Origin of the sequence: Rhodococcus erythropolis NBRC 15567, from assembly GCF_001552595.1 — a bacterium.
Lineage (GTDB): Bacteria > Actinomycetota > Actinomycetes > Mycobacteriales > Mycobacteriaceae > Rhodococcus_F > Rhodococcus_F erythropolis.
Map to the genome: position 1 here is coordinate 1 of NZ_BCRM01000030.1, position 24,212 is coordinate 24,212.

The 24,212-nt window shown below is 63.4% G+C and carries 26 protein-coding genes and 3 tRNA genes; 16 read left to right on the forward strand and 13 right to left on the reverse strand.

The window, feature by feature from the left end; all coding sequences use genetic code 11:
- The 5 genes from RE4_RS26730 to RE4_RS26750 all read left to right on the forward strand — a co-directional run.
- The coding region (locus RE4_RS26730) for a 5-oxoprolinase subunit B family protein (RefSeq protein ID WP_155716992.1) at nucleotides 1–463 on the forward strand (463 nt) is incomplete at its 5' end.
- Nucleotides 456–1,529 (forward strand): 5-oxoprolinase subunit C family protein, encoded by a 1,074-nt coding sequence (locus RE4_RS26735; RefSeq protein WP_020905841.1) that lies wholly within the window; start codon nucleotides 456–458, stop codon nucleotides 1,527–1,529. The genes RE4_RS26730 and RE4_RS26735, both read left to right, overlap by 8 nt.
- Nucleotides 1,526–2,860 (forward strand): MFS transporter, encoded by a 1,335-nt coding sequence (locus RE4_RS26740; RefSeq protein ID WP_020905842.1) that lies wholly within the window; start codon nucleotides 1,526–1,528, stop codon nucleotides 2,858–2,860. Before RE4_RS26735 ends, RE4_RS26740 begins: the two co-directional genes overlap by 4 nt.
- A 96-nt stretch (nucleotides 2,861–2,956) precedes the next feature.
- Nucleotides 2,957–3,712: an SDR family oxidoreductase gene (locus RE4_RS26745; RefSeq protein WP_042950374.1), complete on the forward strand. Its 756-nt coding sequence runs from the start codon at nucleotides 2,957–2,959 to the stop codon at nucleotides 3,710–3,712.
- Nucleotides 3,713–3,723: 11 nt separating this feature from the next.
- Nucleotides 3,724–4,767 (forward strand): L-idonate 5-dehydrogenase, encoded by a 1,044-nt coding sequence (locus RE4_RS26750; protein WP_047888772.1) that lies wholly within the window; start codon nucleotides 3,724–3,726, stop codon nucleotides 4,765–4,767.
- Nucleotides 4,768–4,826: 59 nt separating this feature from the next.
- Here the strand turns inward: RE4_RS26750 and RE4_RS26755 are convergent, their stop codons facing one another.
- The 4 genes from RE4_RS26755 to RE4_RS26770 all read right to left on the reverse strand — a co-directional run bounded on the left by RE4_RS26755 (nucleotide 4,827) and on the right by RE4_RS26770 (nucleotide 7,940).
- Nucleotides 4,827–5,495 (reverse strand): 4-carboxy-4-hydroxy-2-oxoadipate aldolase/oxaloacetate decarboxylase, encoded by a 669-nt coding sequence (locus tag RE4_RS26755; RefSeq protein ID WP_020905845.1) that lies wholly within the window; start codon nucleotides 5,493–5,495, stop codon nucleotides 4,827–4,829.
- 25 nt (nucleotides 5,496–5,520) lie between these two features.
- Nucleotides 5,521–6,729: an aspartate transaminase gene (locus RE4_RS26760; protein ID WP_042950382.1), complete on the reverse strand. Its 1,209-nt coding sequence runs from the start codon at nucleotides 6,727–6,729 to the stop codon at nucleotides 5,521–5,523.
- Between the two features lie 160 nt (nucleotides 6,730–6,889).
- Nucleotides 6,890–7,294: a DUF4259 domain-containing protein gene (locus tag RE4_RS26765; RefSeq protein WP_020905847.1), complete on the reverse strand. Its 405-nt coding sequence runs from the start codon at nucleotides 7,292–7,294 to the stop codon at nucleotides 6,890–6,892.
- 25 nt (nucleotides 7,295–7,319) lie between these two features.
- The gene (locus tag RE4_RS26770) at nucleotides 7,320–7,940 is read right to left on the reverse strand and encodes a LysE family translocator (protein ID WP_046377763.1); all 621 of its coding nucleotides are present in this window, start codon (nucleotides 7,938–7,940) and stop codon (nucleotides 7,320–7,322) included.
- 399 nt (nucleotides 7,941–8,339) lie between these two features.
- Between RE4_RS26770 and RE4_RS26775 the strand changes: the two genes are divergently transcribed.
- Nucleotides 8,340–9,350: an alpha/beta hydrolase gene (locus tag RE4_RS26775; RefSeq protein WP_060939665.1), complete on the forward strand. Its 1,011-nt coding sequence runs from the start codon at nucleotides 8,340–8,342 to the stop codon at nucleotides 9,348–9,350.
- A gap of 20 nt (nucleotides 9,351–9,370) precedes the next feature.
- Here RE4_RS26775 and RE4_RS26780 read toward each other — a convergent pair whose 3' ends face one another.
- The 3 genes from RE4_RS26780 to hisC all read right to left on the reverse strand — a co-directional run bounded on the left by RE4_RS26780 (nucleotide 9,371) and on the right by hisC (nucleotide 13,149).
- Entirely contained in the window at nucleotides 9,371–10,240 is an 870-nt protein-coding gene (locus tag RE4_RS26780; RefSeq protein WP_019746470.1) for an MYG1 family protein, read from the reverse strand.
- A 37-nt stretch (nucleotides 10,241–10,277) separates the two neighbouring features.
- Nucleotides 10,278–11,972, reverse strand: coding sequence for a bifunctional metallophosphatase/5'-nucleotidase (locus tag RE4_RS26785; protein ID WP_060939666.1), 1,695 nt, complete (start codon nucleotides 11,970–11,972; stop codon nucleotides 10,278–10,280).
- A gap of 100 nt (nucleotides 11,973–12,072) precedes the next feature.
- A complete protein-coding gene (hisC, locus tag RE4_RS26790; RefSeq protein ID WP_029254256.1) occupies nucleotides 12,073–13,149 on the reverse strand; it encodes a histidinol-phosphate transaminase in 1,077 nt (358 codons plus the stop codon).
- A 61-nt stretch (nucleotides 13,150–13,210) separates the two neighbouring features.
- Here hisC and RE4_RS26795 point away from each other — a divergent pair, with 61 nt between their 5' ends.
- From RE4_RS26795 to RE4_RS26815, 5 genes are all read left to right on the forward strand, one after another.
- Nucleotides 13,211–13,930 (forward strand): dienelactone hydrolase family protein, encoded by a 720-nt coding sequence (locus RE4_RS26795; protein WP_060939667.1) that lies wholly within the window; start codon nucleotides 13,211–13,213, stop codon nucleotides 13,928–13,930.
- A gap of 96 nt (nucleotides 13,931–14,026) precedes the next feature.
- A tRNA-Ser gene (locus tag RE4_RS26800) sits at nucleotides 14,027–14,118 on the forward strand.
- A gap of 82 nt (nucleotides 14,119–14,200) precedes the next feature.
- Nucleotides 14,201–14,273 (forward strand) — tRNA-Arg (locus tag RE4_RS26805).
- 409 nt (nucleotides 14,274–14,682) lie between these two features.
- Complete coding sequence (locus RE4_RS31125; RefSeq protein WP_127159954.1) at nucleotides 14,683–14,973, forward strand: hypothetical protein; 291 nt, start codon at nucleotides 14,683–14,685, stop codon at nucleotides 14,971–14,973.
- 188 nt (nucleotides 14,974–15,161) lie between these two features.
- On the forward strand, nucleotides 15,162–16,340 hold the full coding sequence (locus RE4_RS26815; RefSeq protein WP_060939668.1) for a cation:proton antiporter: 1,179 nt from the start codon (nucleotides 15,162–15,164) through the stop codon (nucleotides 16,338–16,340).
- A 1-nt stretch (nucleotide 16,341) separates the two neighbouring features.
- On the opposite strand, the gene RE4_RS26820 is transcribed toward RE4_RS26815, so the two are convergent.
- The 5 genes from RE4_RS26820 to RE4_RS26840 all read right to left on the reverse strand — a co-directional run bounded on the left by RE4_RS26820 (nucleotide 16,342) and on the right by RE4_RS26840 (nucleotide 20,798).
- Nucleotides 16,342–17,586, reverse strand: coding sequence for an alpha/beta hydrolase family protein (locus tag RE4_RS26820; protein WP_060939669.1), 1,245 nt, complete (start codon nucleotides 17,584–17,586; stop codon nucleotides 16,342–16,344).
- Nucleotides 17,587–17,665: 79 nt separating this feature from the next.
- The gene (locus tag RE4_RS26825; protein WP_029254264.1) at nucleotides 17,666–18,355 is read right to left on the reverse strand and encodes a DUF998 domain-containing protein; all 690 of its coding nucleotides are present in this window, start codon (nucleotides 18,353–18,355) and stop codon (nucleotides 17,666–17,668) included.
- A 10-nt stretch (nucleotides 18,356–18,365) separates the two neighbouring features.
- Nucleotides 18,366–18,770, reverse strand: a complete 405-nt coding sequence (locus tag RE4_RS26830) for a very short patch repair endonuclease (RefSeq protein WP_019746481.1) — start codon at nucleotides 18,768–18,770, stop codon at nucleotides 18,366–18,368.
- Nucleotides 18,771–18,780: 10 nt separating this feature from the next.
- Entirely contained in the window at nucleotides 18,781–19,656 is an 876-nt protein-coding gene (locus tag RE4_RS26835; protein WP_019746482.1) for a hypothetical protein, read from the reverse strand.
- Nucleotides 19,653–20,798 carry a DNA cytosine methyltransferase gene (locus tag RE4_RS26840; RefSeq protein WP_174531793.1) on the reverse strand — a complete coding sequence of 382 codons (1,146 nt, stop codon included), beginning with the start codon at nucleotides 20,796–20,798 and terminating at the stop codon, nucleotides 19,653–19,655. Before RE4_RS26840 ends, RE4_RS26835 begins: the two co-directional genes overlap by 4 nt.
- A 238-nt stretch (nucleotides 20,799–21,036) precedes the next feature.
- Between RE4_RS26840 and RE4_RS26845 the strand changes: the two genes are divergently transcribed.
- Nucleotides 21,037–21,624, forward strand: coding sequence for a putative glycolipid-binding domain-containing protein (locus RE4_RS26845; protein WP_019746484.1), 588 nt, complete (start codon nucleotides 21,037–21,039; stop codon nucleotides 21,622–21,624).
- Between the two features lie 11 nt (nucleotides 21,625–21,635).
- Here the strand turns inward: RE4_RS26845 and RE4_RS26850 are convergent, their stop codons facing one another.
- Nucleotides 21,636–22,610 (reverse strand): prephenate dehydrogenase, encoded by a 975-nt coding sequence (locus RE4_RS26850; protein WP_046377772.1) that lies wholly within the window; start codon nucleotides 22,608–22,610, stop codon nucleotides 21,636–21,638.
- 48 nt (nucleotides 22,611–22,658) lie between these two features.
- Here RE4_RS26850 and RE4_RS26855 point away from each other — a divergent pair, with 48 nt between their 5' ends.
- From RE4_RS26855 to RE4_RS26870, 4 genes are all read left to right on the forward strand, one after another.
- Nucleotides 22,659–23,198, forward strand: a complete 540-nt coding sequence (locus RE4_RS26855) for a tRNA adenosine deaminase-associated protein (RefSeq protein WP_003943823.1) — start codon at nucleotides 22,659–22,661, stop codon at nucleotides 23,196–23,198.
- Complete coding sequence (locus RE4_RS26860; protein WP_019746485.1) at nucleotides 23,199–23,660, forward strand: nucleoside deaminase; 462 nt, start codon at nucleotides 23,199–23,201, stop codon at nucleotides 23,658–23,660.
- Nucleotides 23,661–23,798: 138 nt separating this feature from the next.
- On the forward strand, nucleotides 23,799–23,990 hold the full coding sequence (locus tag RE4_RS26865) for a CsbD family protein (protein ID WP_003943869.1): 192 nt from the start codon (nucleotides 23,799–23,801) through the stop codon (nucleotides 23,988–23,990).
- Nucleotides 23,991–24,046: 56 nt separating this feature from the next.
- Nucleotides 24,047–24,137, forward strand: a tRNA-Ser gene (locus RE4_RS26870).
- Nucleotides 24,138–24,212 lie beyond the last annotated feature (75 nt).

Consider the following 24,212-nt stretch of genomic DNA (forward strand, 5'->3'; position numbering starts at 1 on the left):
AGGTGAACCTCGGACGTTCGAGATCCCCGTCGTCTACGGGGGCGAACACGGCCCGGACCTGGGTGAGACAGCGCGGTTCCTCGGCGTCACCGAAGCCGAAGTGGTGCGCCTTCACTCCGCAGCCCCGTTGGTCATGCGTTGCTACGGCTCACCCGGCGGCGCCCCGATGCTCGACGGCCCGGCGTTCGGCCTTCCCATCCCGCGTCGATCGAGCCCGCGACCGCACGTCGCGGCCGGTTCCGTTGCGGTGGCCGGACGTCAGGCAGTCGTTTCGGCCAGGCCTGCGCCCGGTGGTTGGGCAGTGATCGGCCGGACCCCGCTCATCTTGGTCGATCCGGCGTCGGAGCAGATTTCTGCCTACCGCCCGGGCGATCTGTTCGTCTTCCGTGCGATCGACGCCGATCGATGGGATGATTTCGACGGTCGCTCGCTCCTGCCCGTAGGGGGTGATCCCCATGGCTGAGACCGTCACCGTCCAGACTCCCGGAATCAGCTCCGTCCAGGATTTGGGGCGTGGATCGGCGTCGCAATTCGGTCAGGCGACGGGCGGCGCAGCCGACCAGATCAGCGCGGAGATCGCCAACGCGTTGGTGGGTAGTAGACGCGAGGCCCCGCTGCTGGAGTTGACGGCACTCGACTTTTCAGCGTCGGCGTCCACGGATCTGCTGATCGCCGTCACGGGTGCACCCGCAACGGTGACCGTGGACGGACATCGGCAACCGCAGTGGGAACCGATCGTCTGGCGAGCCGGTCAGCGGCTTGCCGTCACGGGAATCCACGACGGATTGCGCGTCTACGTCGCCGTCCACGGAGAGCTGGCGGCCGACTACCTCCTGGGCAGCTGCGCTCCCGACCAGGTCCTCGGATTCGGCCGTCACTTGACCGCGGGGGAGACGCTGGTCGTCGACACCGACTGCCCGCCGATCGACCACCCGGTCTTCCGGCTACCGCTGTTCCGGTTGCTGCCCGACCGACCGTCCTTCGGCAACGTGTGGACGCTCGACGTGACCGACGGCCCCGACATCGAAGACTTCGGTGAGAGCGGAGCCGCGCTGTTCGGCACCGAATTCGTGGTGGGCGATCAGAGTAATCACATCGGGCTGCGGCTGGCATCTACCGATCAGCAGCCGCTCCCACAACGCACCAGCACCGGCGAGGTCCTCTCTCGCGGCGTCCCCATCGGCGCCGTCGAAGTGCCCGCAGGCAACGAGCTTCTGGTTCTGCATCGAGGTAGAGGCGTCACCGCCGGCTATCCGGTGCTGGCCGTCGTCACCACCGTTTCACTCTCACAGCTGGGACAGGCCCGACCCGGGCACCGCGTCCGATTCCGGAACTGCAGCGTCGCAACGGCGGTTGCAGAGCACCGCGAACAGCAGCACCGCATCGCCTTGCTGAGGCGGCGTGTGCAGAACGTATTCACCACCCTCCGGATACCTCTTCACACCTCGGAAGCCCGAGTACCGAGCCACGTCGGCACCACACGCCCCGCGAGCGCTCCGCGCCGCGCGTCTATTTTGGAGACAGCATGACCAACACCATCGAAGCGGTAGACGGCCAGGTAGCCGACCCGCGCAAGGTCCGGAAAGTCGTCGCAGCGGGCTGCGTCGGCATCTTCGTCGAGCTCTACGACAACGGTGTCTTCGCGTTCATGGCGACGGCACTGGCCATCGTGTTCTTCGACGTGTCGAAGTCGAGCGACGCGCTGATGCTGGTGTTCGCCGGCTACGCGGTCTCGTTCTTCGTTCGGCCCCTCGGCGCGGTGGTCTGCGGCATCCTCGGCGACCGGATCGGTCGACAGAAGATGTTGGTGTTCGTCATCATGCTGATCAGCGTGGCGACCGCCGGTATCGGCTTGCTGCCCACCTACGCGGCCATCGGTATCGCGGCACCGGCACTGCTGATCTTCCTGCGGATCGTGCAGGGATTCTCCGTCGGTGGTGAAGCGGCCGGCGCCATGACGTTCCTCGCCGAACACGCCCCCGAAGGCAAGCGCGGCTTGATCACGAGCTACGCGCAGATCGCGTCGTTCCTGGCCCTGCTGACCGGAACGATGATCGCGTTTGCCATGTCGCCGTGGCTCAATGCTGAAGCGATCAACGGCGGCGGACTCGCATCGTGGGCGTGGCGCATCCCGTTTCTCATGGCCATTCCGATGGGAATCATCGGCTGGTATATCCGCCGCGCGATCTCCGATACCCCGAACTTCGAGCGGCTCAAGGAATCCGGCGGTTTGTCGCGCAATCCGCTCAAGGAAGCATTCTCCACTCCCGAGCACCGCCGCGCCATGATCCTCGCCCTGTTCATCCCCCTGATGAACGGTTCCGGCTACTACGTTCTGTTCTCGTACATGCCCACGTTCCTCAAAGGCGATCAGATCGGATTCTCCACCGGGACGGCGCTTCTCGTCACTGCCTCCAGCCTGGTCGCGATCTGCTTCGCGATTCCGTTCATGGGTGCTCTCTCCGACCGGATCGGTCGCAAGAAGGTCATCGCCGGTGCTGCTGCTGCAATGGCGATCGGAGCGATCCCCTGCTACGCCATGATCGTGACCGGCAACGTCGGCCTCGCCGTTCTCGGTGCATGCCTCATGGCAGTGATTTTCGCCGGGCACACAGCCGTCATCCACATCCTGATCGTCGAACTGTTTCCCACGCGGGTTCGCTACTCCGCCTACGGTTTGGGCTACAACATCTCGTCCGCACTCTTCGGTGGTACCGCACCGTTGTTGATGACCTGGTTGATTCCCGAATTCGGTATCTACGTTCCGGCCTTCTACGCGGTCATCACCGCAATCGGCACGCTGATCGCGGTCAGCACCATCACCGATCGCGCCCACGTCCCGCTTCGCGACACTCTGTGACTTCTCGCGTGAGTCACTCCTGATCCGGCCCGGTGGTCGCCTGCAGTCCGCGGCGGCCGCCGGGTCATACCAATTTCTTCCTGTAGGAGCACACAAATGCCTTTCTCCGATTACCGCACAGCACTCGTCACCGGCGCCAACACCGGAATGGGTGCCGCCGTCACCGAGATGTTCACCAAGCGCGGACTGACGGTCTACGGCGTCGCCCGCAATGCCGACAAGCTCGGTGAGGTTGCCGATCGCACCGGAATGATCCCTCTGCCCGTGGACATCACCGACACCGCCGCGCTCGCAGAAGCTGTCGGCGGACTGGAGATCGACATCCTCGTCAACAACGCGGGGGTGTCCGCAACCGGAAATATTCTCGACGCCGAAGAAGCATCGGTCGACGCGATGGTAGACGTGAATCTTCGTGCGGTGCTGCACCTGTGTCGCATTCTGTTGCCGGGAATGGTGCAGCGCGATCTCGGTCACGTCGTCAACATCAGCTCGATCGCCGGCCTGTACAACTTCTACGGCCACACTGCCTACCACGCGACCAAGGCTGCGGTGCACCAGATTTCGCGCCAGCTGCGAAACGACTGCATCGGCAAGCGGATTCGAGTGACCGAGATCTGCCCCGGCCGGGTCGAGACCGAGATCTTCGGTCGCAACCTCGGCGGCACGCCCGAAGCCATGAAGGAAGCGTGGGAGACCTTCTACGAAGGCTACGAATCCATTACCACCAAGGACATCGCGGATACCATCGAGTTCGCGATCGACGCCCCTGGTCACGTCAATCTGGGTCTCATCGAGGTGCTCCCCACCTTCCAGGTGCCCGGTGGCCTCGACTTCATCCGTCGCAACGACTGAGAGAGCGCATCATGAGTTTTGTACTTCCGGAAACGACGCTCGGAGTGATGGCCCATGCGGCAGGTGACCTGCGGGTCGAGCATGTTGCGTTGACTGCGCCGACCGCCGAGCAGGCAGTGATCGAGATCGCCTACGGCGGTGTGTGTGGATCAGATCTGCACTACTGGACGCACGGCGCGGCGGGGGAGTCGATTCTGAAGGCGCCGATGCTGCTCGGTCACGAGGTGGTCGGCACGGTCGTGACGGCCGCGGCCGACGGAACTGGGCCGGCAGTCGGAACTTCCGTGGCCGTACACCCCGCAACGCCCGGTGGGACCGCTCCTCGGTTCCCGAGCGATCGGCCCAACCTCTCACCCTGCTGCACATACCTGGGAAGTGCAGCGCAGTACCCGCACACCGAGGGCGCCTTCGTGAAATACGCAGTGCTCCCGACGCGCATGCTCCGGGAACTGCCCGAGGGGTTGGACCTGCGGACCGCGTCGGTAGCCGAACCGGCAAGCGTTGCCTGGCACGCTGTTTCGCGAGCAGGAGACGTGCGCGGAAAGAAAGCGCTGGTCGTCGGCTGCGGACCCATCGGCGCACTGGTCGTGGCCGTGCTCAAACGAGCAGGCGCGCAGTCGATCACTGCGGTCGACATGCACGATGTTCCGCTGCAGATCGCGTCGACGCTCGGTGCGGATCGGGTTCTGAAGGCCACCGACGCCGAGGCCGTCGCCGCATCCGATGCCGACGTGGTCATCGAGTGCACGGGCAATCATCGCGGGCTCGAATCCGCTATCCGCGGGGCGACGCGCGGTGGACGGGTGGTCATGCTCGGGCTTCTTCCGTCCGGCCCTCAACCGGTACACATCTCGCTGGCGATCACGCGAGAGTTGGAGTTGGTGGGCTCATTCCGCTTCAACGACGAAATCGACGAGGTGCTTCTCGCCCTCGCCGACGGTTCGCTTGCTGTCGATGCTGTTCTCACACACGAATATCCAGTCGAGGAAGCTTTGGAAGCCTTCGCAGTGGCCAAGGATGCTTCGGTGTCGGGGAAGGTGCTGTTGCGGTTCTGAGGCCTTCGACCCTGTGCGCCTTTATTAACCGCGGGTGGTTAATAAAGGCGCACAGCAGGTTATTCGACCACCAGGCCCTTGGCTTCCAGCAGGGCAGTCAGATTGCTCACCTCGAGTGGGGTCTCGCCTCGCTTGTAACGCTCGATGTACCCGGCTTCGGCTTCGTCACGGGCACGCGAGAGTTCGATTGCCTCGGCAACCTCCTCGCGTCGGATAACGACGACGCCATCGCAGTCACCCTTGACGACGTCACCGGGATAAATGACCTGTTCTCCGAAGACCAGGGGATGGTTGATCGGGCCGAGAGATTCTTTGACGGTTCCCTCGATGTACACGTGCTTGGAGAAGACGGGGAATCCGAGTTCGCGGATCTCCCGGGTATCTCGCACTCCGCCGTCGGTGACCAGTGCCGCAATGCCGCGCGCGACACAGGCATTGGCCAGAACATCGCCGAACTGGCCGGCGGCTTGATCACCTGAAGAGACGATCAGGACGTCACCCGGCTGTGCGTAGCTGATCGCAACCTGCAGCATGAGGTTGTCGCGGGGATGGCACTTGACTGTGAAAGCGGAGCCGCAGAACTTCATGTCGCGGTCGATCGGCTTGATCGCCGGATGCAGCGAGCCCTTACGTCCCTGTGCCTCGTGAATCGTGGCTGCGGAGAATGTTCCCAGTTCGGCAATCAGGTCCTTGTCCGCGCGGTCGATCTTGGTCTTGACGTGAATCATCTTGTACTCCAGAAGGTATAAAAGATCAGGAAAGGCGTTCGACTGCGGCGGCGATCTGTGCCGCGGCTTTTTCGAGGATCGCCTCGGATGTGGCGAAGGAGATGCGGAAGTAGGGCGAAGCGCCGTAGGCCGAACCCTGAATAGTGGCAACTGACGCCTCGTCGAGGAGATAGAGGACCAGATCCTGGTCGGACTCGATCACGGTGCCGACCGGTGTCTGCTTGCCGATCAAGCCGGCGCAGTTGACGAACAGGTAGAACGCACCCTGCGGCACGATGGGTTCGAGCCCGGGGACGGCGCCGAGGAGGCGAGCCGACAGATCGCGTCGAAGTCGGTAACTCCGTACGGATTCGGTGAGGAAACTCTGGTCGCCGGTGAGGGCTTCTACTGCTGCGGCCTGGCTGATCGAGGACGGGCAGGAAGAACTTTGGCCCTGCAGTTTATTGATGGCGCCGATCAATCCGGAATTTCCGAGCCCGTATCCGAGTCGCCACCCGGTCATGGCATGAGACTTGGAAACTCCGTTCGTGACCAGTACCTGATCACGAAGGTGTGGGGCGACCTGCAGCAGACTCTCGATCGGGGCGTCGCCGAAGTTGATCTCGTCGTAGATCTCGTCGACCAACACATTTACGTGAGGATTGGCCTCGATCACCTCGGCGATGGCCTGCAACTGCTCGCGGGTGTACACCGATCCGGTGGGGTTGCCCGGGGCATTGAGAATGACCCACTTGGTATTCGGGGTGATCGTCGCGGCGAGCGCTTCGGCGGTCAGGAGGAAGTTGTCGGACTCCTTGCACTGGACGATCACCGGAGTTCCGTCGTGAGCGAGAACCATATCCGGGTAGGACACCCAGTAGGGAGCGGGAACGATGACCTCGACACCGGCTTCGACTGTCGCCATCAGAGCAAGGAAGATGACCTGCTTCGCGCCGCCGCCGACGGTGATCTGGTTGTCCGCGTACTGGATTCCGGTTCGCGAAGCCGCGCGCGCTGTGATCGCATCGCGCAGTGCGGGAATGCCGTTGACTGCGGTGTACTTGGTTTGGCCGGTGTTGATCGCCGTGATCGCCGCCGACTTGATGTTGTCCGGGGTGTCGAAATCAGGCTCACCGACAGTCAGGTCGAGTATTTCGCGCCCCTGCGCCTTCAGCGCACGCACTCGTTGTGCGGCAGCCACACTCGGCGACTCCCTGATTCTGTCGACGCGCGCAGCCGGAACGAATGTCGCCATGATGGTCTGCTCCTGGGTCCGGGGTGAGCGTGGATTCCCGTCGTCGACGAGCCACAATTCTCACTCGGTGATCCGTTCGACCATAGGGTCCTACCAGGGCATCTGACCAAGACCGAACCGTTGTGGCCCGATAAGTAAACGTGATGGAGCGGTGACGGAATCAGACCGACAGAACGCGCAGATCCTCGAGACCGTCCACGACGGGAACGCGCCACGAGGCAAGCTCTTCCGGTCCCTGCTCGTCCCACAGTTCGAACAGTTCCGAATCGGTCGAGGAGATGGTGCGCTCCACCATCTCGATCAGCCAGGTGAGCCGTTCGCTGGTCAGGGCCGAGGTGAAGGAATCGAGATCGAGGTCCTGGGCGGCGGGGTCGCGTTTGCGATCGGCGCGCACGATCAACACCAATTCGAGCAAGGCGACGGCGATTTGGCCGCCGTCCACCTCGAGGTAGTCGTCCTCGAATGCCCACTCCACCGATTCGAAGGTGAAGTCACCGTGTCCGATGGACGCGATCAAATCCCCTGCACCGTCGTTATCGAACGGTCCCGATCCCCACGCGCCCACTGTCTACTCTTTTCCGATTGCCGTGTCAGCGCGCTTCGAGCGCGATCTTCGCTCCGAATCCTAGAAGAACTGTTCCGGTTATGCGCTCGAGTGCCTGTCGCACTCGGGGCTTCTCGAAGGTGCTACGCGCTCGCGAGAGAAGGACCACGTAGCCACTGAGCCACACGATGGTGATCGCTGCGTGGATGAGCACCAGCAGCGCAAGCGATGGTCCCGTCGGCCACCCGGCCGGAACCAGCTGCGGCAGCAGTCCGGTGTAGAAGACGGCGATCTTGGGGTTGAGCAGGTTGGTGGTGAAGCCCGTCTTCCACGTTCCGGCCTTCTGCGACCGTGGAGCGTCGGCATTGTGTTGCATCCGCGACGTCCGGCTCTCCCACAGTGTTCGCACACCGAGATAGATCAGATATGCAGCACCGGCGAGCTTGACGACGGTGTACGCCTCCGCCGACGCGGCCAGGATCGCCGACAGCCCGAGGACGGTCAGCAGCCCCCACACCAGAAGGCCCGAGACGATGCCGGCCGCTACCCGGAAACCGGCGGATCTGCCGGCGCCGAGAGCAGCCTGTGTCACGACGGCCATGTCCGGCCCCGGGACCAGAGTCAGTAGGGCGAGCACAGCTGTGGCGGCGAGGAGAGCGGTCAGCATGCAACAAGTATGAAGTCGGGGTGGGGAGCGTTCTCGGTTGGTGGTGTCGTGCCTGTGAACAAAGAAGGGCGCGACGGTGTGAACTGCGTGGACACGCCCGGAAACCGGCGTCTCGCGAGCCGTGATCGACAAAGTTATGCACACTGTGGGGAAACGGGTCGTTGCAGGTAGAAGGAATAACTCTGTTGTAATTCATCCTTTTGTCCACAGGTTATGCACAACTGGGAAGTGGATGTGAATGAAGTTATCCACACCTGTGTGTGCATCGGTGGAAAACTGTCCAACTCCATTGGATACCCGCGAGTAATAAATCCCAACCAGTGGGTTGACCTCGGGACGTTCGTCCTGTCCAATCGAGGGTTAGCGATAGTCGTGCGATGCTCAGGGGGCGCTTGACGGATGCGGAGATTTGGGTTTGTCGGGATTGTGTTGGTCGTGCTCGCGCTTGTTGTGGGCGGAGTGGCGTACGCCGAACCGGCGCCCGAAAATCCACCAGGAGATCTGACAGGTCAGACCGGGGCTCACATCAATCGCATCGAGCAATTGTCGCCCACTCGTAGTGCTGTGTTCGTCGATTCGCCGGCTATGCGGCGCGAGGTGCAAGTGCAGGTTCTGCATCCAGCGTCGAGTGCCGGTTCGCGTCCGTCCTTCTACCTACTCGACGGCGTCAGTGCCGGTTCGGAATCCGGATACTCCGAAAGCACCTGGACTCAAAAGACCGACATCGAAGCGTTTTTCGCCGACAAGAACGTCAACGTCGTTCTCCCTGTTGGCGGTACCGGCAGTTTCTACACCAACTGGAAGAACGACGATCCGAACCTCGGTGTGAACAAGTGGGAATCGTTTCTCGCTGAAGAGCTTCCGGCGTTGATCGATTCTGCGTTTTCCGGAAATGGGGCGAATGTGGTCGGCGGGGTGTCCATGGGTGCGCTCGGCGCGGCCAACCTCATCACACATCACCCGAAGCTCTACACCGGATTAGCCTCGTACAGTGGCTGTCTCGACAACTCCGAGTCGTCTTCGCAGGATTCCGTGCGGCTCACCGTGGCCAGTAAGGCAGGCGACGCCACCAACATGTGGGGCCCGGCGTCGGACCCCGACTGGCAAAAGCACGACCCGTCCACCAATGCTGAAACGCTGCGAGGAAAGACGATCTACGTTTCCTCGGGCACGGGCGCACCCGGAGAATACGACAACATTTTCACCCCGGGCGGCCTGCAGACGGCCATCGAAGGCGGGCCGCTCGAGGCACTGGCAAACACGTGCACGCAACTGTTCGAGGCGAGGTTGGGGGAGTTGTCGATTCCCGCAGTGTTCGCGTATCGAAACGTCGGCACCCATTCATGGCCGTACTGGCAAGACGCGCTTCACGATTCCTGGCCGACAGTGAAGACCGCCCTGGGAATGTGAAGTGGGCTGTGAGCTGAGAACTACTCGGCCAGTGCCAGTTCGAGCAACTGGAGGGCGCCGTCACGGGTCTGCGCAGCCGCGATGAACCCAGCTTTGTGGCAGAAGACCGAACTGTCGACGCCCGTCTCGGCGGCAAGGTCCGAGCCGTTCAGGCCGCGCCACGGCTCCGGCAACAGCTTTCGTGAACCGAACTTGGAGTCAGCGGGCTTGACCGTCTGAATCGACCAGCCGCCGTTGGTGTTCGGGAAGATGGTGAACAGAAGTTCTGGCTGGGCCGACGCGGCGCGGCCGTGGGGAACGAAGCGTTCCAGCACGACGAAGCGCGGATCCGTTGCTTTCTCGTAGGTCTCGGTGAACTCGCGCTCGGCTGCAGCGTCGCCGGCGTACTTGGCGCGCAGGCGAATCAAGACCTGAGTTGCGAGAACCACGGCCAGCTCGAACTGGGTGTCGAACTCTTCGTCGGTGGACGAGATCGGATTGAACAGGTCCAGCACCGACGACAGATCAAAAGGCTTGGTGCCGTAGTCGTTGAGGGTGTAGATCTCCTGGCCGTTGTCGACGGCGTCGATGCCCTCGACCAGACGACTGTCGATTCGGCGGAAAACGGAGGCGTCGCCTTCGCAGAACTGCAGGCCGTATTCCTGCCAGAGCAGACCGAAAGCGGAGTACAGGATGCCGTTGCTGCGCTCGCCGGCATCGCGCTGGTGATGGTCGAAGCGACCCTCGGCCGGGTTGTAGCGACCGCCGACGTCGAGCACGATGTCCGCACTGTCGAGGACGGACTCGTCACGGCTGCGAACGACGGTGGCGTCGGGGTACAGCTGCTTGAGCAGCGATACGCCGAAGACGTCGTCTGCATGGAACTTGCCGTTATGGGTCGCGATGATCACCCGTCGAGACTAGGCAATCGAGCGGGGGGATGCCTATTCAGCCGACGGTGCGGATGCGATCGGTGGCAGGCGGCGAGACCGGGGACCCGGCTGCGAACAGGGCAGTCAAGGCGTCGAGGTCGTTGCCCGCACCGGTCATCTGGGTGGAGTTCTTCAGTGCGGTGAAACCGTCCCCGCCCTCGGCGAGGAACTTGTTCACCACGACGCTGTAGACGCCGTCGGGGGCGATGTCCTGCCCGTTCAAGCGCATTTCCGAGATTCGCGAGCCCGGCGCTGCTCGCCGGTCCATGGCGTAGGTGAAGCCCGCGGACGGGGAGAGGATGCGCTCGGTAGCGGTGCCGTCGAGGTCGATCTGGAATTGCTGTTCGAGAGCGTCCTTCAACACCGCTCCTGTGACGGAGAGCACTTCGAGGCTGTTGCCGAACGGTTGAACACCGTAGGCCTGGCGGTAGGTGACCTGGCCGGAAGTGCCGAAGTCCAAGTCCTCGCGCATGCCTCCCGGGTTCGTCAACGCGAGTTGAGCGCCTCGTGTCGATCCGGCCGCGAGTTGAGCGTCGGCGACCAGGTTGCCGAGTGTCGATTCACCGCTGGGTACGCGGTCCCGTGTCAGATCGGCGGTGATGGTCCCCACCGGTCGCTGAGCGCTTTCCGACGCCTCCGACCAGGCCCGGTCGGCGAGAGCCTGAATATCGGGATCCGGCGAAATATCGTGTGTCACTATCTGATTGAAAGCGGACGTCTGATCGCGAACGACCTCGCGTGTGTTGCGGTCGATGGTGACGTCTGCGACGGACACGATCCGGCCGTGCGAAGCGCCCTGCATGACGACTCTGGGATTGCCTGCGGGATCAGGGAATTCGCAGTTGTACTGCTGGTGGCTGTCGGCGGTGAAGATGACGTCCACCTTCGGTGAGGCACGAAGGGCGATGTCGCGGGCCGGGCCGGACTCGACGTTGCAGTCGTTGGGTCCACCTTCGACGGCCGGTTCGTCCCCACGGTGCAGGAGAACGGTGATGGCTTTGACGCCGAAGAAGTCGAGGACATCGGCGGTGCGGTTGATCGCTTCGACCTCGTCGCCGAACTGCAGATCGGCGATCCCGCCCGGTGTGACGATCTGCGACGTGTTGGCGGGGGAAATCGCGATGACTCCGAGCGGAATGCCGTCGACCATGTTCACGGTGAAGGGCAGCGTGGCCGGAGTGCCGTTGGTGTACGTCATGTTTGCGGCCATCAGAGGGAAGTTGGCGCCGCCGAAGGACGGACTGAACGTGCACGCGTCGACGGCGGAGCAACCGCCGGACTGCATACGACGGAACTCGGCGAGCCCTTTGTCCAGTTCGTGGTTGCCGATCGCGGAAGCGTCGATCTTCATCCGATTCAGCAGTTCGACCGTCGGTTCGTCGTTGAACATCGCCGATTCCAATGCCGACGATCCCCAGTTGTCACCGACCGAATACAGCAGCGAGTTGGTGGCTTGGCTGCGAAGTTGCGTCACGTATGCCGCGAGATACGCCGCGCCACCTGCGGGGGTGAGCGAGCCGTCGGCCTGCCTGATCTCGCTGCGAATGCCTTCCGGCGGGCGGAGGCTGCCGTGCAGATCGTTGAAGGCCAACAGACGTACCGACACCGTGTCCTGGGACTCGGCGGTGGCGACGCCACTCAGGGAGGTCGCGGAGGTGGCGAGAAGGGTCGTTGCGAGCACGGCACACGTTCGTGTCATGCGTCGCGTCATGCGTCGTGCTCCCTCACTCGGACCGGCCTCGAACCTCCCTGAGTGTGCCCGTCCGCCGAAACGAATTCCAGTCCTCGGCGTAACAGTTATGTATCGAGTGTCACGCGGTGACGCCGATGCCCGCAGCCTGCTTCGCGACGTCGGTGTTCGCGAAAGCGAGGAACGCGTCGTTCTCGTGTGGATCGCCGATGGTCATCCGGACGCCCTCGACGCCGTACTGACGGATCAGAATGCCCGCCTCGGTACTCGCCTCGGCGAAACCGGGGGAGAGCTCTCCGAGGGGGAGATAGACGAAGTTCGCCGACGACTCGGGGACGGTGTACCCGGCTTCGATCAGTGCACTGCGCACTCGCGTCCGCTCGGCGATGACGCCTTCGGTGCGGGCAAGCAGTTCGTCTGCTGCAGCCAGGGAAGCGATTGCGGCGGCCTGCGCGACAGCGCTCACGGTGAACGGGGTGTGCACCTTGCCGAGGGCCACGATGATCTCCGGATCCGCGACTGCGTAACCCACGCGGATTCCCGCGAGGCCGTACGCCTTCGAGAAGGTGCGCAGAACAACCACGTTGGGGCGGCTGCGGAACAGTTCAATGCCGTCGGCGTCCGAGCGTGAGTATTCGAAGTACGCCTCGTCGAGTGCGACGACGACGTGCGTCGGGACCGCGTCGAGGAAGCTCTCGAGCTCTGCCTTCGACAACGCGTTGCCGGTCGGGTTGTTGGGGTTGCACACGAAGATCAACCGCGTGCGATCCGTGATCGCGGCCAGCATCGCGTCGAGGTCGTGGCCGAAGTCCTCGGTCAGCGGAACCTTGACCGAGACGGCATGGCCGACCTGGGTGACCACGGGGTACGCCTCGAACGAACGCCACGCGTAGATGACCTCGTCACCCTGATCGCAGGTGATCTGCACGAGTTCCTGGCACAGCGTCACGGAGCCACAACCAGCGGCGACGTTGGCCGGTTCGACTTTCAGGAAGCTGGCCAGCGCCTCGATGAGTGCGACCGCGGCATTGTCCGGGTAGCGGTTGGCATTGGCGACCGCGTCGGCGACGGCGTCACGCACACCGGGCAACGGCCCTACGGTCGTTTCGTTGCTCGCCAGCTTGATCGCACCCGGAAAATTGCGTCCGGGAACGTAGGCGGGGATGGAGGCGAGGTCAGGGCGAATGTGTGCGGTCACGAGTCGATTATGCGCGCACCGATTTGGTGCGTAGCGGCCGTCTGCGTGTCAGAGTTAGAAGATGTCGGAAATCTTCCGGGCCACCGCGTATCTGCGCGCAGCCGAAGGGGAGGTCGCCACGGCTGTTCCGCTGACGGTGGTGGAGCCGGACGGCCCGACGCGGGGCGGGATCGTCGTCCTGCATGAAGCCCGCCAGTTCAGCCCGGCTCTGCTGAATCTGATGTGCGCACTCGCCGGCGAAGGGTGGGTGAGCGTCGCACCGCACCTGTTCCACCGCGAACCCGAACACATGCAGGGCGAGGTGTTCGGTGACAACCTCTTCGCCGACTTCGACGCGACCCTCGATTGGCTCGTCGGACGCGAAGTTCTCGCGGACACCATCGGGGTGCTCGGATTCGACGACGCCGGGACCGCCGCGATGCTCGTGGCCACCAGCCGTCCCGTCGGTGCCGCGGTGAGCGTCGCCGCCCGGGGAATCGTCGAAGCCTTGTCGGTGGATGCTCAGGCACTCGTCGACGCGGCCACTTCCCTGCAGGCGCCGTGGCTGGCGCTGTACGGCGAGGACGATCCCAGCACGCCGCGTGAGCACGTGACTCTGCTCCGGGAAGCGACCGCCAAGGCCGACGTCGCGACACTGGTGGTCAGCTACGCCGGACTGGCTCACCGGGCGGACGAGCCGCCACAGCTGTCCGAGGACGCCGACCTCGACGACCCTGGCTCGGCTTCGATCGTCGAAGCTCAGACCCGGATCTTCGACTGGTTCGACAGCCACCTGCGGTAAGCCGACAAATCAGGGCGCTGACCACGCGTTTTGCCTTTGGTGGCGAAGGGTGTGTAATCTTTCGATCCGGCGGTCCGAAAGGATCGGAACCCCCAGGGAGGCGTGCCAGAGCGGCCGAATGGGACTCACTGCTAATGAGTTGTCCCTTTTACGAGGGACCGGAGGTTCAAATCCTCTCGCCTCCGCCAAGCCGGTGATTTTGACCGGCGGGTTAGAAATGATAGAAAGTACGACGGCAAGACACGCAAGATCAGCAAGACAACAGAACATGCGCCCGTAGCTCAACGGATAGAGCACTTGACTACGGATCAAGAGGTTAGGGGTTCGAATCCCTTCGGGCGCACAAGAAAGAAGCCCCTCACCAGCAGAGAATCCGGTGAGGGGCTTTCTTGTATGCGAATGTTCTTTCATGGCGACGTTGGTCACATCTTGACCTGTTTGGCGGCTGACCAGATCTGACCTCCGAATTGACGTTCTCGATCCTCGTATCGCGCCGCGGTGTCTCGGGCGGGCGGCTCGCGACTCTCGGGACTTCGCCAAATCGCCATTTAGCGGTCCGATCGGTCTGGTATGCATTGCTGATGAATCGGACTATCTCGGTTGTGCTCGTGAGTGGTGTTGCGGTCGGAGCTCTTGTTGGGTGTTCGAGTAAGTCTGACACCGTTGTAGTTTCATCGACGCAGTCGCCCTCGTCATCCGCAGCGACAACGATTGAGGCCGCACCGCAGCGTGGCGATCAAACGCAGGAGGGCTTGGAGGCCGCGCTGGACGAGCAGTGGGCACTCGCGCAGAGTGCGGACTGGGCTGGGATCTATGAATTCAGTTCGCCTCGTTGCCAGGTTCAATACTCGGTCGAAGAGTTTGTGGCAGCGCTCGACGACGCGTACGCGGATCGGGATTTCAGCGGGACGCCCGAGTATCTGATCAACATGAACGGTGACTCGGTAGCGACCGTTGTCATCAAGGCTCCGGACGGCAAGAGTCCGATGACGCCGGGGACATGGAGTTACATCAACGGTTCTTGGTACGACGACGACTGCTAGGCCGATCCTGCGGGCGAAGCTGTGGGATCCGTCGACGTGGCCCGCATCCGATGACGTACCGAGTCTGCGCGACATGATGGCCGAGCAGCACAGCCTGCGCGTCGAGGATCTGGAGCCGGCTCGGCAGGAGGCGTACCGCAAGTACCTGTACTGAGCGCAGATCCGTCACCTATGTCCGATAATGATCCGTGCCTTCAATTGCCTCGTCGCTGTTCTGGATTGCGCTGATCGCGGCCATCGCGCCGATAGTCGCGGGCTTGATCCCGCGTCGCCTGGTTCCCGAAGTGGTGTTGCTACTGGTCGCGGGCGCAGTGGTCGGGCCGTTCGCCCTCAACATCGCCGCTGACAGCGAAGCGATCGGAATCCTCCGCGAACTCGGCCTCGGCATGCTGTTCCTGCTCGCCGGTTACGAGATCGACCGACAGGAACTCAGTGGGCGCGGCGGACGTCGAGCGCTCTACACGTGGCTGTTCTGCCTCGCGCTGGCGTTCACGGTGGTCGCGCTGCTTGGCATGAGGAACGTGATCTCCGCGGAAGCCGCTGTTGCCATCGCAATGACGTCGACCGCACTGGGCACGCTGTTGCCGATCCTCAAGGACAACAAACTCCTCGACACACCCTTGGGCAAGACGGTCCTCAATCACGGGGCCGTCGGCGAACTCGGGCCGGTCGTCGCGATGGCGGTGCTGCTGAGTGCCCGTGGTGCCGTCCTGTCGCTGATCGTTCTTGCCGTCTTCGCCTTGATCGCCATCGTCGTGGCGGTGCTGCCCGGCAAGCTGATTCACGAAGGCTCGTGGACACATCGGCTGGTGCGGGCAGGAGCGGACACCACGGCGCAGACGACGGTCCGCCTCACCGTTCTGTTGTTGGTCAGCCTCGGAGTGCTGTCGGCCGTGTTCTCACTCGACGTCATTCTCGGTGCGTTTGCCGCCGGCTTCATCCTGCGGCGACTGATGCCAGAAGGCGACGAGCGCCTCGAGATCAAGCTCGACGGGATCGCCTTCGGGTTCCTCATCCCGATCTTCTTCATCACGTCAGGGATGGCAATCGACGTCTCGGCGGTCGCCGCCAGTCCCGGCATACTGATTGCGTTTCTGATCCTGATCGTTGTCGTCCGCGGTGTGCCGGTGTTCTTCGTGACCAAGTTCGAGAAGGTCGAACCGCCCTTCACCACGCGCGAAAGTGCGCAAGTCGCGTTGTACGGGGCTACCGGTCTGCCCATGATCGTGGCGGTCACTGGCGCTGCCGTCGACGCGCATCAGATGTCGTCGGACAACGCCTCGATTCTTGTCGCGGCCGGTGCGATCACCGTTCTACTGCTGCCGATGCTCGCCACTCTCTTGACGAAAAAGGAGAAAGTGTCCTGATTCAGAGATCCAACTGCTCGTCGAGCCAGTCGAACATTCGCTGATCCGTCAGACGCCTCGCCATGGGCTGACAGTGGAAGTTCGCGCCTTCGGCCGCGGTGAAGGGAACCACCGTCGTCGGTCCGCCGGATAGGGCGGCAAGCCGCTTGGATTGACCGGGCCAGAACTGCTCGCCTTCCGGATCGGTAATCAGCAGGGGAGTGGAGATCGAGCCGGCGACGTGTTCGAGGTGGTACTTCCGAACCTCGGCGAGAGTGTTGTAGTAACCGTCGGCGAGGTACGGACGCGCTCGGAAGCGCCAGATCCGGGCGCTGTCCTTCGAGAATTTCATCCCCAGCCCTATCGCCATGTCGCGGTCGAAGGCCTCCGACTTCCCCTCGTCGAGCAGCTTCTGCATGTTCTTGGGGATATGGGCGAGCCACGACGCGGCCACGTCCACGACCCCCGGATCGGCGATCGCTGCCGCGATCCGATGCTCGAACGCCAACGACTGCGGTACCCAGTAACCGCCCTGACTGATCCCGTAGATCGCCAGCTTCGACGCATCGACGTCCGGCCGGTCCACGAGATAGTCGACGACGGGCGTGATGACGGATTCCCAGTCGTGACGGAACGGGATGTTGCGCTCGAAGAGCATCGACTGCTGACCGGGACCGTCGAACATCAACACGTTGTAGCCCCGCTCGAGGGCCCCGGCGCCGCCGCTGCCCCACAGTCCGCTGATCGGGCCGTCGCTACCGTTCACCATGATCAACGTCGGCCGTCGCACGTCGCCGGGTGGCCGGAAGAAGTACCCGGGCAGGTACGTGTCCTCGTAAGGGATTCGGACGCGCTCGACGGGCTGGGCGGTGGTGTCGACGAAGCGGTCCCACGCTTGTCGGTGACGTTTGAAAGTGGGGACCAGAACCGAATCGTCGCTGAGACCGTCTACGGCGTTGATCGCCACACCGAAGTACGACGCCGCCCGCAGGTACGCGTTGGACGCGCTTCGCGAATGCCCGGCCGCGGCTGCCTCATCGGCCTGCCCGAATACTCGTGTGCCGAGGTCGAACCAGGCCTCGTACCAGCCCTCGAGGTCTTTCTCGCCGACATGAGCGATGGCCGAGAGCACTTCGCCGGTATCTGCCGCGCCGTAGGTGGCTTGCCCGAGAACGACTCTTAGCTCGAAGTCGAAGGACTCGTTGCGGTAGAAACCGGCAGTGAACGCCTGGTGTGGATGGGCGAAGAACGACGACGCGAGAGACATGGGCACACCTTCGCTAGTTCGGGGCAGCCATTTTCAGTTGTAGTTCCAGGATCGCCCGAATCGCTTGCCGGAAAACCTGTCAGCGTGGCGACGCCGGGAGCCCGGTGGATGGCGGCCTCGACATCGCAAATGCCAGGGTGCACAACCACAACGACATCCCCAGCACCTGTGCGCGTTGAGCGATACCCAGTCCGAGATTACCGCCGCCGGAGACTTCGATGCTGTTGGTCGTCAACATCCACACCGTCGCAAGGGAAGTCAGGATCAAAATGGTCAGGCCGGTCGTACGCAACGACCGGTGTTCGCGATACCTGAACGCTCCCACGGTGAATGCGATCATCGCGGTGAAGATCGCGAACACCGCCACGCTGCTCGTCAATGCGTGAACATGGTGGAGCTGCGGAAGTAGACCGTCGGGTGCGCTCGACGGGCAACCCTCGCCCGAGCATTCGAGAGGGAACGACGCGTCGGCGATTGTGGCGATGCCGAACACTGCAAGTGCAATCCAGCCCGTGACGTAGAGCCTGCGCCTGGGCGTGATCAGCAGACCCAGCGCTCCGGAGATCAACATCAAGATCGCGGACAGGACGTCGGCATTGCCGAAGACGTCACGGTATTTCTGGTTCTCGGCATCGAGTTCGCTGAGGAACGATGTCACCGGGTCGAGGCCGGTGTCGAGGAAAAATTCGAGAATCCACGACGAGTAGACGATTCCGCCCAGAGCCAGCGCAGCCACCAAACCCCACCGCGCAACGTTGCGTTCCTTCACGAAATCGAGCTTACGGACCGAGCAGGGCTTTCTGGACGCGTTCGGCTGCTACCAGCGGATCTTCGTGCTCCCAGATGCGGATGACGGTCCAACCCTGCTCTGCCAGACGTGCATCGGTGTCGCGGTCTCGAACCACGTTGGCGGCCAACTTGTCCGTCCACCACTGCGCGTTGTTCTTGGGAAACGTCGCATGCTGCGGGCAGCTGTGCCAGAAGCATCCGTCCACGAACACCGCGACTTTGCGGCGCGGAAACACCAGATCAGCGCGTCGGCGAACACCTTTGACAGGCGCCCGGTCCACGAAGTACCGGAGTCCGCGCCGATGAAGCTCGCGTCGAAGTGCAATTTCAGGTTTGGTGTCGCGCCGACGCTGAGCGCTCATCCGAGCGCTGGTGGCAGGATCCGTCGCAGGCACCGTGGTTCCCTCAGCCGTCGGAATCGTCGCTGTCTTCGGGATCGGACCAGGTGGGCGCAAACCTGTTGCGACGCTCCACTTCACCGTGCACGACGGTCACGAAGTCGGTGAACGAGAGCGTCTGAGCTTCGGTGGGCCGGCCGTTGCGCGGCGGCGGCTCGTCGACGTCGAAGAACCGAACCGCGCCATCGGGTTCGTAGAGTCCGATGTAGACCTTCTCGAAGAGGTCGTAGCGGGTGTCCTCGGCGCCGAGATCCACCCAGGCCTTTCCTGGAACGCCGACCACCGCGCGCTTGCCCCGGCCCGAGCGCTTCGAGAGCGTCGTGACGTGGTGTGCAAAAGAGGATTTGCCGGTGTCACTGGTCTTGGTCGGGTCGCCGTCGTCGCACGTGGCGTACGGCTCGAACATGACGGCGACCAACACGCTGTACGGCTGGCGCTGATGCAGAACCATTGCCTCGCCACGCAATTCGTGGTCGTTGCGGACGATGTTCTTGGTCCACCGTCCAAGTTTTCCGCTGCGGGGACTGTAGTCCTGGAAGTTGTACGTCTTGATGGAGACGCAGAGGATCAGGCCCAGAGTGGGGTCGAGGGCCTTGACGTCCAAGCGCTTTCGGCCCTTGGCGACATCAACGGTTGCCTCCTGGCCTTCGCCGGACGCTGTCGGGGTGATGTTGGGATACAGCGGACGCAGAGCGTCGGCCACCGTCTGTGCCAGTTGATTGGACAGTCGCTGGGCGTAGTTCTTCTTCTCGCCGCGATCGGCGTCGGCCGGAGGCTTGTCGCCCGCGAGTTGCAGTGCGCTCCACAGTGGTTCGTGTTCCGGTTCGGAAAACAGGGGTTCGGGGAATAGCGTTTCAGGTTCGGGGAACAGTGATTCCGTCATGCCGCGGCCTCGGGGTATCCGCCCATCCGCTCGAGATGGCTTTCGACGTCCTCGATGAAACCGGGGATGAACCGAAGATTGCCCATGCGTGCGCGCTTGAGGAAGCCGGCCGTGGCCCGCGCCGACAGCAACCGCGTGTCCTCGAGGAAACCGCTCAGATCCTCGTAGTCGTACTGGACCGGCCAGGTCGAGGTATGGACGCGGAAGGCTTGGCGGTTACGGCCCCACGCCGCACTCGGCCAGGCGTCGCCCGGTTCGAGTGGCGTCTCGCCCGCGGCGTCGTATTCGATGGGATCGTTCAACCGGCCACCGACCCACGATGCCATCCGCACGCTCACGGCATTGCCGACGAGCTTCCATCGGTGGCTGTGGCGAAGCCCAGGAACCTCGACGGACGGCAGCGTCCAGTCGGGATCGAAACCCTGCAGGCGTTCGGCGTCGACGAGGCCGGGAGTAACTATCTCGCCGGACGGCAGTCGCACCGCCGGCTGGCTGGGGATGCCGACGGACGAGCCGCCCTTGAGTGTCGGCACGGCATTGACGGCCCATCCGAGTCCGCGGGTGCCTTCGGTCCAGTAGAAGCCGCAGGGGTAGTCCGCGGGATCACCTCCCAGGCGCTCGCCGGCGTCCTGGCCGAACAGGATTTCGCGAGGATCGTCCGTGCGCGAGGCAAGCATGATGACGCGCTGGCGGCGCTGGGGGAGTCCGAAGGCGCGGGCGTCGACCACCCGGTATGCCCAGGTGTATCCGAGGTCTTCGAGAGCGTCGGTGATGTGCCGCATGGCAGCGCCCTTGCCGAGTTGCAGCATGAACGGAACGTTCTCGATCAACAGCCAGCGCGGGCCTTTCTTGCGCTTGACCAGACGGAACACCTCGTCCACCAGGCCTGAGCGTGCGCCGGTGATGCCCGCCGTTTTGCCGGCTTGAGAGAGGTCCTGGCAGGGGAAACCGGCGGCCACCAATTCGATGTCGCTGGGCAGCGCGCGCAGTTTGGTGACGTCGCCGTGCAACGGCACGTCGGCGAATCGCGAACGGAGAACTGCCTGGGCGCCCGGATCGATTTCACACAGCAGTTCGGTGTTCCACCCATGTTCCGAGAGCCCCAACTCGAGCCCGCCGATACCGGCAAACAAACCCACCATGCTCCGCGACGACGTCACAGCACCCTTCCTCACGAACCGACCTAGAAGCACGGTACTCGAGAACTCCGACACCGTTTGCCAACTATTCGGTCTGCGGGGTGCTCCTTACGGAAGAACCGTTGTGAAACGCCTTACATCGAGATCTTCGGGGCCGATCGAAGTCCCTAAAAGGTCCCTGATCGAAGCAATAACCCGAACCAGCGGTGCTCCGCGCCCGTTCGTCCATTACCGTGGTCGGGTGAGCATCCAACCTTCCGGTGACGCGTCCTGGCCCGCGGTATTGACCTGGCAGGCCCACAACGCTCCTCGTATGGAGTCTGTTCGTGTGCAGCTGAACGGAAATCGCATCAAGGCTTCCGGCCGGATCATCGGTGGAGCCTGCAGTGAGCACCCTGCATTCAGCGCGTCATACGACCTGGTCACCGACGAGGCCGGCATCACCCGCAGGCTGTCGGTGCGGACCGCCCTGGCCGCCGGTGAGCGTCAGATGTCGATCAGCCGGGACGAAGAAGGCACCTGGATGGTCGAGAACGGCGCCAGTCACCAGCGCTCTGCGTTCGATGGCGCACTTGATGTCGACGTGATCCTCAGCCCGTTCTTCAACACGCTGCCCATCCGCCGCGTCGGCTTGCAGAACGACATCGAAGACGCCGAGGTCCCGGTCGTCTACGTCAACCTTCTCGACCTGCGCGTCGAGGGTGCGACCATCACCTACAGCAGCGGCACCGACGGAATCAGTGTGCTGTCCCCGGTGTCCAGCTCGACGCTGGCCGTCGATACCGAAGGCTTCGTCCTCGACTACCCGGGTCTGGCAACTCGAATCTAGGTTTCGTCCTTCTAGGTTTCGGATCGCCGGATGACACCACCGCGTCGACCGGCGTCCCGCATCCGCTCGATCCAGTCGGGTTCTCCGACCCGAAGGTCTTCGATGTCCCAACGCTCGTGCGACTCGTAAGCGCCGCGCGCAGCGAACCCTGCGTCCACCAATCGTGCCGTGGAGCCGTTGTCGAGCAGATCGGTGCGTGCACCCTGCAAAAGGTCGAGCGCTTCGTCCAGCGCGACCAGCAGGGCGTCACGGTTGCCCTCGCACATCGCCCGCACCAGGCCAGGAGCGCTCCCGGCTACGCGGGTGCCGTCGCGAAATGACCCGGCGGCCAGCCCAAGGGCCAGTTCGCCGCCGGCAGCTCCGGTGATCGCGAGTGTTTCCGCCAGTAGGTGGGGCAGGTGAGAGATACGCGCGACTGCTCGATCGTGCTCGAGAGATTCGGCCGGCACGACCACCGAGCCGCAGTCGAGTGCCAGGTCGGCGACCTGCGACCACACGTCTGCGTCGACGCCTTCGTCGGTGGCAACGACCCACACCGCGTCGACGAACAGATCGGCATCGCCGACCGCCCAACCCGAAGCTGACGTCCCCGTCATCGGATGACCGCCCACGAACTTGGCGCTCAAGCCCGCTCGTTCGACCGCGGCCTTCACTTCACCCTTGACACTGACGACGTCGGTGATCGGATTGTTCGGCGCATGCGCGGCGATTGCCTCCAAGGTGGCGTCGACGGCAGGCATCGGCACGGCGATCACAATGATCGCGCCGCTCTCGTTCGCTCTCTGCAGCACTGAAACCAGATCGGTGTCGGCGTCGAAACCGTCGGCTCGGGCCGCGTCGGCGGACTCGCTGGAACGGTTGTAACCCCACGCCTGACGACCGGATCGGACGGCGGCGCGAAGTAGCGAACCGCCGATCAATCCGAGGCCGAGAACGCAGACTGGTGGGGCGGAATCGATCGCAGACACCGGTTCAGGTTGGCACATCGATGCTCGGACTTCACTCACTGGCACCAGGCGGGCTACCGTTGCGCCATGGGTGCACAGCGCGCGGGTAACAAGAGCGCCTCTTCGAACCAGTCGGAGGAGCTTGAAGGCTTCGGTGTCGCGGTGGTCCGTGAAGAGGGGCGTTGGACGGTCAAGGCACTGACGCCCGACGCGTTGACCTCGCTCTCGGCCGCCGAAACGCAGCTGCGTGAGCTGCGAAGTTCGGGTGCCGTCTTCGGTCTTCTCGACGTCGACGACGAGTTCTTCATCGTGTTGCGTCCGGCGCCGTCGGGCACGCAGTTGCTGATTTCCGACGCGACCGCCGCCATCGACTACGACATCGCCGCCGACGTCCTCGACGCCTTGCACATCGAGATCCCCGACATCGACCCGGACGACCTCGACGATGTCGAACCCTGGGAAGAGGGCGACCTGTCCGTCCTGGCCGATCTGGGCCTGCCGGAACCCGTGCTCGCTGTCATCGCGGCCGAGACCGATCTTTATCCGGACGAGCAGTTGGGGATGATCGCGCAGCGACTCGGGTTCGCGTCCGAGTTCGGCGCAGCGCTCGACAAGCTCCCGCGCTAGATGACTCTCGCTGACGATCAGCGCATGATCCGTGCGGCCATCGTGGCCGCACGTTCCGCCTCCGACGCAGACGTCCCGGTCGGGGCAGTGGTGTTCGACGCTGACGGCGTCGAAGTTGCTCGGGCCGCCAATGCCCGGGAAGCGTCGTCCGATCCGACCGCGCATGCCGAAATCCTCGCGTTGCGCGCTGCCGCAAGAATCTACGGTGACGGCTGGCGCCTGGAAGGTGCGACGCTGGCCGTCACCCTCGAGCCATGCACGATGTGTGCGGGCGCTCTGGTCCTCGCCCGGGTTTCTCGGGTCGTTTTCGGGGCGTGGGAGCCGAAAACCGGAGCCGTCGGATCATTATGGGACGTAGTTCGAGATAAAAGATTGACCTATCGGCCGCAGGTGCGCGGCGGGGTCCTCGAGGACGAATGCGCTGGGCTTTTGGAAGATTTCTTCCGCGAGCAGCGGGCCTGAATTCGGTATTCCCCATCGAGAGTGATCGCACACTCGGGTAGCCGGATCCAGCAATCGAGGGCATGGTGGAGGCAGATGCCGTCAGGGCATCGGCGGATCGTCGGAAGGCGATTCGTTCGCGTTCACAGAGGAGTACTCATGGGAATCGCAGACAAGGCTCAGAACAAGGCCGAAGACCTCGGGGGCAAGGCCAAGGAAGCTGCTGGCAGCGCTACCGGTGACCGGGACCTCGAAAACGAAGGCAAGGGCGACCAGGTGAAATCGGCCGTCAAGGATGCAGGCGAGAAGGTCAAGGACGCCGCCTCCAGCATCAAGGACAAGCTCACGTAATACCGCTCCACCTGGCGATTTCAGCCACGGGCACTCCATCCGGTAAAGTCACCAACGGTGGCGTGTCCGAGCGGCCTAAGGAGCACGCCTCGAAAGCGTGTGACGGGTAACCCCCGTCCGAGGGTTCAAATCCCTCCGCCACCGCCAAAGCTCCCCACCTGTTCACGCAGGTGGGGAGCTTTTTTGTGTCTCAGTGCCGCTGCCGGAGATCAGATCTGGTTG